Here is a 12,489-nt window from a genome sequence, read left to right on the forward strand (position 1 = left end):
TTATGCATACGTATATTATATCAGGATAAGAGTAAAAAGGCAGTGGAGTTTTCCCCCTCTTTATATCTAATTACCCCTTTGATTCTGCACTCGAAACTGCTGCGGGGTCATCCCCTCCAGCTCACGAAACACTTTGTTAAAGTGCTTTGCATTGTCAAAGCCCACGTTAGCCGCAATTTCATAAATCTTGCCTCCTTGGCACTCCAGTAGCTTTTTGGCTTCTGTAACGCGCAGCCTTTTTACATATTGAACAAAGCTAAGGCCTGTATAGGCTTTGAACGCCTGACTAAAATACGTATAATTTAAGGATACTGAATTGGATACTACTGCCATATTCAAATCCTCGCTGTAATGAGCATGGATATATTGGATAGCACGTGTCATACTACCGCTTCTATCGACGATGGCACTCGTGCTAGCTCGTCTATCTTTCTCTACGCTGACAACACTATCGTATGTGAGGTGGTTCCTCTGCTTCAATTCCTCATTCAAAACTGCCAGCGCACCGAACAGTTCCTCCCTTACGATTGGCTTGAGTAAATACTCCCGTGCCCCACAGCGAATCGCTTCGCGCGCATACTGGAACTCGTCATATCCACTGAGAATGATTACCAAAGGTCTGTGTCCTGGCTCCAGCTCGCGAATATGCTGCATCAGCATAATGCCATCCATAACAGGCATACGGATATCCGTTATCACCAACTCGGGCAAAAACTGCTTCACATGCTGCCAGGCTTCCATTCCGTCCTTGACCAGAACACATTCATAGAGACTGGGAAATTCCCGTTCGATCATAGCTTGAAGTCCCATTCGAATATTTTTCTCGTCATCCGCAATCAACAGCTTGGTCGTCATGATCTGTCCCCCTCATCATGTAACGTTTTGGCAAAATCAGGGTCACTGTCGTCGATTGTCCGGGGATGCTGTCCAGTCTTATGCCATACTCTTCGCCATATTGCATACTCAAACGGCGATGCACATTATACAAACCGATTCCCCCATTCATCCCGGGCTCGTGGGAATCCATTTCCGTTCGCGCTAGACCAGCCATGATGGCGTTTCTTCTTTCTTCAGATATCCCCACTCCGTTATCCTGTATGCGCAATTCTATAATATCCTGCTTAGGGCAGGCTTCAATCGTGATGCTGAATGGGCTTTGCAATGCACTCCAACCGTGCTTGATAGCATTTTCGACTACAGGCTGCAGCGACATTTTCAGCATCTCCAGTTCCATAAACAACGACGATAGATGAATTTCCAATCCAATTTGGTTATCATGGCGAATGTTCATAATGGCCACATAATGCTGAATATGGCGGATTTCATCCCGCAACGCAACACACGACCCCGACCATTGGAGATTATAACGCATCATCGAGCCAAGGGAGGTAAGGGCATCCGACAGCGGATACTGTCGTTCTATCTCCGCCATCATTTTTAAATTTTCCAATGTATTATAGAGAAAATGGGAATCAATCTGATGCTTGAGCGCTAGCAGCTCAGCCTCCTGAGCAGCGGCCTGCTTATGTACTGCCTCGGCAATGAGTCCGTTAATCCGACTCAGCAGACTGCGAAAATATAGAGCCAGCTCAGCCACTTCTCCCCGCCCATATACTGGAATTCTAAGCTGAAAGTTACCCTCCTGCTCTACTTTTTTCATGGATTCACGCAGTGTATGTAGCTGCTTGAGAATGAAGGAATGCAGGGTATAAGAAATGACGGACATAAACACAATCAGCATACTAATAATGAGTAGCATGGCATTGCGTTTCTGACGGAGATCACCCAGCGGACCGTCCAGCGCCACCACATTTAGCAAATAGGCGTCCAACCCTTCTATATAACGGTACATGCCGAGATAAGGCTTATTCTCATAGGAAAAATCAAAAGCACCACCCGGTCCCTGAACCTGGGACTGAAACAGATGGTGCACATGAGACAGAGGGATCGAAATTGAATCTGATTGATAGGAAGCTGTAGCTATATCGGTAGAAGACATTGGTTTATCAGCGTTCCTTGAGCTGGAATCGTCGCCGTCCAGAATGAACATTTGCCATGCGCGATCACGCTGTTGGATTCCAAATACTCTAGGTGAAAATAGCTCCAGCCTCATGTTTGTTTCTACCAAGCCTGCGTGTCTTCCTCCGGTAGACTGAATTTCACGCAGCAGTGCCATATACTGCACTGTCTCACTTTCCTGCCGGGATTGCCCCAGAAGTAAGCTTTTCGGCCCCTTGTACATTTCCCACCATATTTTCCCTTGTCGGAGTTGGGCCGTTTTCAGCCAGGAGGCTTTAGGCAGTCGTGATTCATTGAAAATCATCGGCCATATTTCATGTGCCTGAGGATTACTCGTATACAGTCGAATGTTCTCTACATTGGGATTACTGTACAGTAAGTGCTGTAAATTTGGAAACACATTCAAGTTGAATTGGACCAGCTCATCGCTGCTTATTTCACGTTCCTCGGTCAGATAACGAAGTACGTTGCGATCTGAGATCGTAAGCTGTGCGGTTCGCTCCATAATTTCCATATTGCTGTGAATATGGGCCAGCTCTGTATCCAACACATACTGATTTTGTACGGTAATATCTTGCATGGTATTCTCGTACAGTTGGTGAAAGGTATATAGCGAAAACAATACCACCGGAATTAAAATGACTCCGATATACGCGACAATGAGCTTAACTTGTAGGGAGCAACCGCCAAGCCGATCGGCCGTCCCCTTCATCCACTGCCATATAGTGCGGCGCAGCAGGCTCTTCATCTGTGAACGTGCACGGCCTGGCATGAAATCACATCCTTAGGGGTTCAATAGATTAAGTCATCGAATTAAATCATTTGGTGAACTGTTCAATTTTCTTAAGGTTTTCCTCATAGGCTTTTTGCTGATAGGCCATAACTTTGTCGTATCCTGCTTTTCTGCGGTCTTCCAAAAAGCGAGCAAACAGCTGGTCGAATTCCTCATCTGAGGAAGCCAGCAGCAACTTCGGCAATGTCTTGCCCCAAATTTTATCTATCTGGCCTGACGCAATGCCCTCTGCCGAAGTTCCGGTCGGTTTGATGTTGTCATATTGGGAGAAGCCTTTCGTCTTGCCTTTCGTCCAATCCTCTGGCTGCTTATACGGCTCGACGCTTGGCGGCGCCCACTGCAAATTCATATTCGTATCCATCAGCATCCAGAAGGTGAAGGAGGCGCCATATTTTTTATCAAAAGCAGAACGATCCTTGTTCAGCAGCTCCTGCACCTCCGGCTTGAAGGCTGGCTTACCGTTAGCCATGTCCCACAGCTTGCCCTGCTCCCCCAGATATAGGTCGCGATTTCCTTCCTCGCTAATCAGATAAGTCAGAAATTCAATAGCCCGCTCCTTGTCCTTGACATCCTTCGAAATAAGCGTCACCGTCCAGCCGGAAATACCCGGCCCGGCCAGCGTCGGCGGGTCCAGCTTACTGTTCGAAGGTCCATCCACCGCGATATAGACGGAGTTCGGGTCCTTCGCATATAACATTACCTGTTGTGTGGCAAAGTCGGAGCGCTGATATAACATGGCAAAATATCGGCCCTGTGCCACCTTTTCCTCCATTTGCGGACGTTTGTCGATAAATACGTCCTTGGCGATCAGGCCCTGCTCATTTGCTTGACGGAATGTTTTGAGCCAGCGAATATATTCTTCGTCCGAACGACGATCGACCAGCTTGCCGTCCTTTTCATGAGGAATGGCTAGGAAATTAAGTAAATAGTCTTCAAAAGAATAATTTCCGTTATCCGTAAATTCGTGGAATCCCATCGGGATAAGAGGCTGACCGTTCACCTCTGGAAATTTCTCTTTCACTTTTTGAAGCGCTTTCAAAAATCCTTCTGGTGTTCTCATATCCGGCTTGCCGATCGCCTCGTACATGTCCTTCCGAACCATAAACGTCTGGTTGGAAACAAAATTTTGGCCGTATTTTTGATAATCCTGTGGCGAAGAAGAAGCATTAGGATACCCATATACATTCCCGTCCGTTTGGCGATACCAGGACATTTTCGCCGGATCAGCTATTTTAATCAAATACGGATCGTATTTCTCGGCCAGCTTGTTGAGCGGAAGCACCATCTTGCCCTCAATCATTTTTTTGACCGCGTCCTCTCCCCAACCAAGCGTGACAAAATCAGGCAGCTTGCCGGAGGCCAGCATGGTGTTGAGCTTTTCATTTTCATTTCCTGCGGGTACGATAAAATTGACGCTGACCCCGGTCTTTTGCGTAACATACTTCGAGGTCATATCCGTTCCCCACTTGTTCGGGAACCAGGAAAAGTTCAAATACCAGTCAAACGTAATCGGCTCCATATCCGCCTTCCATCCCGGTGCATCTGCGGTAGCTTTGGTCTTCTCGTCTTGTAATTCCGTGACAGTACTGCCTCCGCCGGACGTACATGCCGCGAGCAAACCCACCAGCAGAACAGAAGCCAACAGCCCCTTCTGCCATTTGCGAATGTTCATCATAAATCTCCCCCTTGGATGATGTGCTATCCCTTAATCGAGCCGATCATCAGACCCTTGACGAAATACTTTTGCAGAAAAGGATATACCAGTACAATGGGCAGTGTCGTCACGACCATTGTCGCCAGCTTGATCGATTGCGAAGTCACGGACTGGGCAACGACCCCCGGTGCAGCAGCCATCATCTGATTAGAGCTGGATTGGGCAACAACCCGGTACAAATATGTTTGAATCGGCTGAAGATCCGTATTATTAATATAGATCATTCCAGTAAAATAATCGTTCCACTGGTATACCCCATGAAACAACGCAATCGTCGCTACAACGGGCATGGATACAGGAAGCACGATCCGGCAAAAGATACCGAAATCGTTCGCACCGTCTATTTTCGCCGCCTCTTCCAGTGCATCCGGCAATTCTCGGAAAAAAGCCATAAAAATAATAAGGTCAAAAAAGCTGAACATTGCAGGAATGATGTACACCCAAAAGCTGTCCAGCAGTCCGAGATCACGAATCAGCAAATACGTCGGAATCAATCCCCCACCGAAAAACAGGGTAATGGTGCCAATCAGCATATACAGCTTGCGCCCGATCAACTCCCCACGGGAATATGCATATGCAATCATAGCGGTAAAAAACACATGAACAATCGTGCCGATAAGCGTCTTGGCAATAGTCACTCCCATCGCAGTCATAATACCGTTGTTAGCAAATACGGCCTGATAGCTGCCCAGACTGAATACTCTTGGCCACCAGTAAATGCCGCCCCGCATAGCGTCTGCTCCTTCGTTAAAGGAGTTCACCAGCACATACCACACGGGATACAACGTGACAAAACAAATGATCAGCATGAAGACGTTGTTCATGAAATCGAATATCGCTTCGCCTGCTGTTCTGCGTTGCAATAGCTGCATGCAGCCGTCCTCCTTCAAAATAGGGATGTATTATTTACCCGTTTGGTCACCGAATTGGCAATTAGCAGCAAAATGAGAGCAAGAACCGATTTCAGCAAACCCACCGCGGTAGAATACGAAAAACGGCCCTGCTGAATGCCCACCTGATATACATAAATATCAACTACATTACTTGCACTTTCATTCAGCGAGTTACGCAGGACGAGAATTTGATCAAAGTTGGAGTTCAATATGCCGCTAACCGCCAAAATAAACAAAATAGATATTGTCCCCTTGATAGCGGGAAGTGTGACGTACCACATTTTCTGAAACCGTCCGGCCCCGTCAATGGTGGCCGCTTCGTACATGTCCGTAGATACCCCCGCCATTGCTGCCAAATAGATAATAGCTGACCATCCAAGCTCCTTCCAGATATCCGAGCTAACGACGATAGCCCAAAAATAGCTCGGCTCTGCCAAATAACTGATCGGCTGGTCAATCCAACCCCAGGCTAGCAACAGTTGATTAATCATCCCGGTATCTGCCAGCCACGTTGTTAAGATCCCACCAAGAATGACCCAAGATAAAAAGTGAGGAAGGTATGAAATGGTCTGAATAGATTTTTTGAACCGAGTAGATCGTATTTCATTCAGGAACAGAGCAAATACAATGGGCAACGGGAACCCGATCGCCAGCTTGAGCAGGCTAATGCCCAGTGTATTTTTGACAATGTACCAAAAGTTATCATCCTCCAAAAAGGTCCGAAAATGCTCTAACCCCGCCCAAGGTGCGCTTGATAAGGTACCAATGATGTCAAAATGTTTGAAAGCAATCAAAATGCCGTACATCGGAATGTAATGGAAAATAATCATCCAAACCACCCCAAGCAGCGCCATAGTCTGCAAATGTCTTTGTTGAACCCATTTGCGCGCTAGTGATGCCCCTCTACCCGATCGAACCGGCGGCTGTGACTGCGGATTCTTCCATCCTGTACTCATACGAAGACCTCCCTTCTTTTTAATGTAAGCACTTACATTTATTATTTTAGAGGCTTCTGCTTCGAATGAGTAGTACTGGATTTTTTGATTTTGGTATCTAAAGTTCAGGTGGGGATCTGACTATACGCGAAAATTTTCTTCCAGCCTTTGGATTTTTACATCTATTAATTTACGAAGAAGACTATCAGATGGTACGATAAGACTATATGTGATTCCAATCATTACCTATTTACCTAGATCAGGAGGATTAAGAATGGAAGAATTGGTTCGTTCGATTCAGAAACAGGTTCGAATTAAAAAGGTTGCCTGCTGGGCGGGGCTCATCATGTTTGGTCTGTGTACTTTAGTTGGCGTTGCAGCTCAGGAATGGCTTATGACGCTCTTGGCGCTCGCGATGACAATTTTATCAGTCTATGGATTAACCATGATACGTGGTATGTCAAAGTTTACTAAAGAGTATCAACCGGGAAAGGGCTACGGTTATTATCGCCGTACGGTACAACAAAAGCTGCGCTATCTAACTTGGGGACAGTGGTTAGTAGGCGGCCTTATTGTCCTGATGTTCTTTATATTTAACGTCCGACTTAGCGCTTTTCTCATAGCTATCTTGGGCATCCTGACTATTCAGTTCAGTATCAAAAAACGAATTAAAAATCATCAGGAACCCGATGTCACTGAGCTGGAGGAATTTGTACGGATGGGGATTGTTTCTCCGCATGAGCAGACTATTGGGGTATATAAAGATTTTCTACACCTGAGCCATACGTTTCGGGGTAACCAAATTGTTATCGTTACAGACAAACGCCTGATTTCTGTATTTGTAGAGGAACAGGGGCGTGCGGTGAAAACGGAAATGCTACTCTCGGGTATAAACAAAATACGCGCAATCGGTACGGGTTTTCAGGGTCAAGGTATATTGCTGTCTGTAAGCAACCGTGACCATAACGAGCTTCACATTCATATGGTCGGGAAAAGCATTTTCTTTTCTCCAGAGCAATTCATAGGTTCCTTGCTGCGGGCACTGGATGCAGCGTTAAAAAGCAGATCATACAGTACGGAAGAACCATTCCCGGTTTACCAACAGACAAGGATTTCATTGCATCCATCAGAACAGGGTTTGCTGCATAAACCTACAACAGCTTAAATATTTTTGGGACATGTGCCACGTTATAAATACAATTATGATCGGTCTTCATAATACGCCCAATAGCAAGTAAGCCCTGATCTTAATGAGCTTACTTGCTATTGGGTTTACTTCCACATCATATTTTCAAATTAACTGCCTACCTGCAAAAACAACTAATTTTCTACTTTATTTCTGCGTTCTTAATGATTGGCTCCATGATAAAACACCGTGATGAGGTCATGACTTGTAACAAACACTAGCAAACTAAACAGACTGAGCGACAGAGGGCGTGAAATCAATTTTTTCATCCTTTAACACTCCTTTTAAAATAGTTATATATTGGTCTTGCTGTGTTGCTGTAGCTTGGGATCTGAAAATTTCAAATATAGCGGTACATTTCCTAAACTCATGCTCATGTTCCATACCCAGGGTATCGGACAGCATAAGTGATTGCAGGATATAGCCCAACGCAACCGTAAACTGTTCTTGCTTGATATAATAAAGAGCCAGTTGATAACAGAAGCGAAAATAATATGATACATTCACAGGCTCTTCAAAATATTTAAAACCTTCAATTTGTTCGGCAAATGATTTAAGCACAGCCTCTAAAGGATAATCGTATCTCGACGCTCCCTCAACGATGGAAAGAAGCCCCGGTAACAGCTCTTCCGGATTGTTACGAAGAAATTGGACGTATTCCTGCAACACTTCGGCATGGCCTGACAAAATTTCAAGGGCATACAAATTAGCTCTGGCAGCATAGCGGTAATATTCTACCTCTGCCTCCCCATATTGGTCGAGACCATTAAACCAGCCCAATTCTGCATATTTTTCGATGCAATCGCGAGCGGCCTCATACTTGCCCTGTTTTTGAAAGGCCATGCCTTTCATGAGATGACTGTAGCCGTAGTAGTAGACTAGCGGCCGTTTGGTATGTATGGGTTGTATAGGTTTCTTGCGCGCTTTGTAGAGCTGCAATTCCTGATACTTTTGGTTGACATGGCTATACAGCCGGTCGCATAAAGCAATCATATTGGCACCATCCGCAAATGAAAAAGACAGCTTAATCATGTTAACAAGTGTGTCTAGATCTGTGATGTCGGAGTGAACAAGATCATCCACCGTTCCCGCCTCCTTGTCCGACTTTTTATATTCACCAAACAAAAGTAAGATCTAAATTCTAACTAAAAATAACTTAATTACGTTTTTATTACGTAATTAAGTTATATCATAAATACAAACATATGACAAGTACATTATGATAATATATTCCAGTTTTTAAAATACCGATGAAAGTGGATCGTTCACTTGTTTATTTCCATGTGAAGCAAAGGAAATGCCCTACCTGATCCATCCAGTGCAGATCGCGCCGTTTGTACAAAGCCGTAATGTCTGTAGAAAGCATACGCTTTCTCGTTCTGCTCATTCACGTCCACTTTGAGGTGCTTGCCTTTTATTTTTTCAGCATGCTGGATGAGTCGGCTGCCTATGCCTTGCCCATGCCGTTCAGGGTCCACAAACAGCATCTCGATTTTCAATCCGTCCAGTCCGATAAAGCCTGTTGGTTCTTGACTTGTATTCCATTCCATCCAAACTTCAAGTTCTCTTAAAACACCATTGCGTACGATATGATGATAAAATTGAATGTCCTCTTCCGACAAAAATGTGTGCGTCCGGCGTACAGCCCGCTGCCAAATATCAACGAGTTGATCATGATTTTCTTCCCGATAAGCAACAATTTCATTTTGCACTTGCACTTCCCCCTTCATTTAAAAATCGATATTGCATGTTTTGCAGTAAGTCTAACATGCCTATTTAGAAGCATACAAACTCAAAAAGGGAAGCGGAATAATTCCGCCTCCCTTACATTACAGCATTTTACAACGTAACACCGTTTTTAAAAATAGCGAGCTCTCTGAAATTGTTTTTCTCATTGTTCACCCAGGTTCCGCTGGCTACATCGACGATGTAATCGACAAAGTTGCGAAGCGCATCTTCCATACTGACATCCTCCACCAATGAACCGGCGTTATAGTCGATCCAATGAGGTTTAGCCTTATACAACGGCGAGTTGGTTGAGACCTTCATCGTCGGAACAAAGGAGCCAAACGGCGTACCGCGTCCGGTTGTGAAAATGACGAGCTGGCAGCCTGCTGCGGCGAGAGCTGAAGATGCCACTAGATCGTTCCCCGGCGCGCTGAGCAGGTTGAGCCCCTTGGTCTTGAGACGCTCCCCGTACTGAATGACATCAGTGACCGTGGAAGACCCGGATTTTTGCGTACAGCCCAGTGATTTATCCTCCAGAGTCGTGATGCCCCCTGCTTTATTGCCCGGTGACGGATTTTCGTATACTGGCTGCTTGTAATCCAGAAAATATTGTTTGAAATCGTTAATCAGATGTACGATCTTATTAAATACTTGCTCATCGGCAGCGCGCTCCATTAAAATCGTCTCCGCGCCGAACATTTCAGGTACTTCTGTCAAGACCGTTGTTCCACCTTGCGCGGCCATATAATCCGACAATCGTCCGAGTAGTGGGTTGGCAGTAATACCCGATAAGCCATCAGATCCACCGCATTTCAAGCCGATGTTCAGCTCAGACAAAGGTACAGGTTCCCGCCGATCTTCTTGCACGGCCGCAAAAATTTCATGAAGCAACCTTACCCCTTCCTCTACTTCATCCGACACATCCTGGGAAAGCAAAAACTTTACCCGCTCTGAATCATATTCCCCGATAGCTTCCTTAAATTCTTTCATCTCATTGTTCTCACAGCCCAAACCCAGTACAAGTACGCCACCTGCGTTCGCATGTTTCACGGCATCAATCAAAATCGTGCGCGTATGTGCATGATCGTCACCCAACTGAGAACAACCATAGTTATGCTTGAGCACAAGTGCATTTTCAAAAGGTGAAATATCTCCCGCTTCCTGCTTGAAACGGTTTAAAATAAGTTCAGCGATCCCGTTCACACAGCCGACCGTCGGCACAATCCACAACTCATTGCGAATCCCCACACGACCGTCCTTTCGCCTAAAACCTTTAAACGTACGACTCTCCTGTTCATATAAATGAGGAGCTGGCTTAGGCTTATAAGTGTACTCCTCCACGCCTGTCAGGTTCGTCTTCGTATTATGCGTATGCACATGCTGACCTGCCTGAATGGCCTGAATGGCATGACCGATGGGATATCCGTATTTCAGAACATGCCCACCTTCAGCTATATCCTGCAAGGCGATTTTATGCCCACGTGCTACATCCTCGGCTAGCTCCACCCGTTGTTCTTCTTGTGCTCCCCACGCCAGTGTCTCTCCCTGCTTGTAATCACGCAAGGCGACAGCCACGTTATCTTGATCATGAATTTGAATGAATTCCAGCATTCCGGTCTCCTCCTTGCTTATGCTCTGGGCACGCTGTTCCCGGTTAGAGAATCGAGCGTCTCCTTCATTCCTCTGCTTGTAATTTCATACACGTGCTGTGCCGTTTGTTCAGCCAGTCCTTCGATCTGGTTCAGGTCTTGCCCCCACCATGTCTGTCGGCCAAGTACCAGCGCAGTCAATTGCTTCGCCCCGGCGAGAGTACCGTCATATTTACTCCACAGTTCACCAAACGCACTCAACACTTCAGCTTCGTCTGCCAACGCAATCGACTCGCCATTTCTGTCACCCCGGTAAAATACGAGCAAGGACGCCAGTGAAAACACGATTTTGACAGGCAGCACCTTACGTTGTGCCACATACTGGAGCAAGGATGGCAAGTTCCGTGTCTTGAACTTGGACACCGAATTCAACGCAATACTCATGACATAATGACTTACATATGGATTACGGAATCGTTCAATAACATCGTCGGCATATACATTCAATTCCGCTTCTGGCGAGTCCAGCGTCGGAATAATTTCTTCTCGAATCAGCGACTGGATAAAGTTTCCCATAATATCATGCTCGACCGCCTGCCCCACCGTATCCAGGCCATATAAATAAGCTACAGGTGTAAGCGCCGTATGTGCTCCATTCAAAATGCGTACTTTCCGTGTACGGTATGGCGCCATATCGTCGACAATCAGTACATTCAATCCGGCCAAATGAGCAGGTAATTCTTCTTTAAGCCACTGTGGCCCTTCAATAACCCATAAATGATACTGTTCGCCCACAACAACCAAATCGTCCTTGTAACCCAATTCTGCTTGAATCTCATGAATCCGGTCTTTGGGATAACCAGGTACAATCCGATCTACCAAACTGTTGCAGAACGTATTCGATTCCTCCAACCATGCAATAAACTCAGCCCCAAGCTTCCATTGGTCCGCATATTTCAATACGATTTCCTTGAGAGCGTCTCCATTACGGTCGATGAGCTCGCACGGAATGATCACCAGTCCCTTGCTCTGATCGCCCCCGAAAAATTGAAAGCGCTTGTACAGAAAGGCTGCCAGTTTGCCTGGGAAGCTCTTTTGTGGACGATCTTCTAGCTGATCCTCTGGTGCATAAGCGATCCCCGCTTCCGTCGTGTTTGACACGACAAAACGCAGCTCCGGCTTTTGGGATAATGCTTCATACTCCAAAAAGTCCGAACCGTACGGATTAATCCCACGAGTGACGCACTCCACAACGGTATGCTCCTTCATGGCCTTCCCATCCTTAATCCCTTCAAGAATAACCGTATACAGGCCATCCTGCTCGTTAAGTTTCTCCACGAGGCCTCCTGGCTGCGGTTGTACAATCACAACTCCCGTATTCCATTCTGCCAATTTATTCATTTTGTCAAATTGCCAGTCTACAAAAGCACGCAGGAAGTTCCCTTCCCCAAATTGGAGCACCTTCTCGGGATGTGGTTCAGTAACAATAAAGCTTTTTCTGTTTAATTGGTCTAATTCATCTACTTGTTTCATCCGGAGTAACCTCCCATAATTACCATAATGATTTCATCGTTATTTTATCACAATGCACACGTTAACAAAATAGTTTTATCAATATTTTTAGTTTGAAAA

10 protein-coding genes are annotated in these 12,489 nt (G+C 45.7%); 1 reads left to right on the plus strand and 9 read right to left on the minus strand.

The genetic code is table 11. The annotated features are described in order from the left end of the window. Positions 1-66: 66 nt before the first annotated feature. From ACQW03_RS00630 to ACQW03_RS00650, 5 genes are read right to left on the minus strand one after another with little or no spacing between them, the layout of a single operon-like run. Positions 67-855 (minus strand): response regulator transcription factor, encoded by a 789-nt coding sequence (locus ACQW03_RS00630; RefSeq protein ID WP_071640682.1) that lies wholly within the window; start codon positions 853-855, stop codon positions 67-69. After that, positions 827-2,791, minus strand: a complete 1,965-nt coding sequence (locus ACQW03_RS00635) for a sensor histidine kinase (RefSeq protein ID WP_441947822.1) — start codon at positions 2,789-2,791, stop codon at positions 827-829. Before ACQW03_RS00635 ends, ACQW03_RS00630 begins: the two co-directional genes overlap by 29 nt. Positions 2,792-2,837: 46 nt before the next feature. Beyond that, positions 2,838-4,484, minus strand: coding sequence for an extracellular solute-binding protein (locus ACQW03_RS00640; protein WP_071644292.1), 1,647 nt, complete (start codon positions 4,482-4,484; stop codon positions 2,838-2,840). A gap of 26 nt (positions 4,485-4,510) precedes the next feature. After that, positions 4,511-5,398, minus strand: coding sequence for a carbohydrate ABC transporter permease (locus ACQW03_RS00645; protein ID WP_025722962.1), 888 nt, complete (start codon positions 5,396-5,398; stop codon positions 4,511-4,513). A 14-nt stretch (positions 5,399-5,412) separates the two neighbouring features. After that, positions 5,413-6,375, minus strand: coding sequence for an ABC transporter permease (locus ACQW03_RS00650; protein ID WP_441947825.1), 963 nt, complete (start codon positions 6,373-6,375; stop codon positions 5,413-5,415). A gap of 253 nt (positions 6,376-6,628) precedes the next feature. Between ACQW03_RS00650 and ACQW03_RS00655 the strand changes: the two genes are divergently transcribed. Next, positions 6,629-7,519: a hypothetical protein gene (locus ACQW03_RS00655; protein WP_076294155.1), complete on the plus strand. Its 891-nt coding sequence runs from the start codon at positions 6,629-6,631 to the stop codon at positions 7,517-7,519. Between the two features lie 246 nt (positions 7,520-7,765). On the opposite strand, the gene ACQW03_RS00660 is transcribed toward ACQW03_RS00655, so the two are convergent. The 4 genes from ACQW03_RS00660 to ACQW03_RS00675 all read right to left on the minus strand — a co-directional run bounded on the left by ACQW03_RS00660 (position 7,766) and on the right by ACQW03_RS00675 (position 12,390). Beyond that, positions 7,766-8,623 (minus strand): DNA-binding protein, encoded by an 858-nt coding sequence (locus ACQW03_RS00660; RefSeq protein WP_071640674.1) that lies wholly within the window; start codon positions 8,621-8,623, stop codon positions 7,766-7,768. A gap of 182 nt (positions 8,624-8,805) precedes the next feature. Further along, positions 8,806-9,252 carry an acetyltransferase gene (locus tag ACQW03_RS00665; protein WP_441947827.1) on the minus strand — a complete coding sequence of 149 codons (447 nt, stop codon included), beginning with the start codon at positions 9,250-9,252 and terminating at the stop codon, positions 8,806-8,808. Between the two features lie 127 nt (positions 9,253-9,379). Next, positions 9,380-10,879: a UxaA family hydrolase gene (locus ACQW03_RS00670; RefSeq protein ID WP_076294157.1), complete on the minus strand. Its 1,500-nt coding sequence runs from the start codon at positions 10,877-10,879 to the stop codon at positions 9,380-9,382. Between the two features lie 17 nt (positions 10,880-10,896). Further along, positions 10,897-12,390, minus strand: a complete 1,494-nt coding sequence (locus ACQW03_RS00675) for a tagaturonate reductase (protein WP_071640667.1) — start codon at positions 12,388-12,390, stop codon at positions 10,897-10,899. Positions 12,391-12,489 lie beyond the last annotated feature (99 nt).

It is taken from the genome of Paenibacillus sp. DRB1-1, assembly GCF_052119485.1.
GTDB classification, from domain to species: Bacteria; Bacillota; Bacilli; order Paenibacillales; family Paenibacillaceae; genus Paenibacillus; species Paenibacillus polymyxa_B.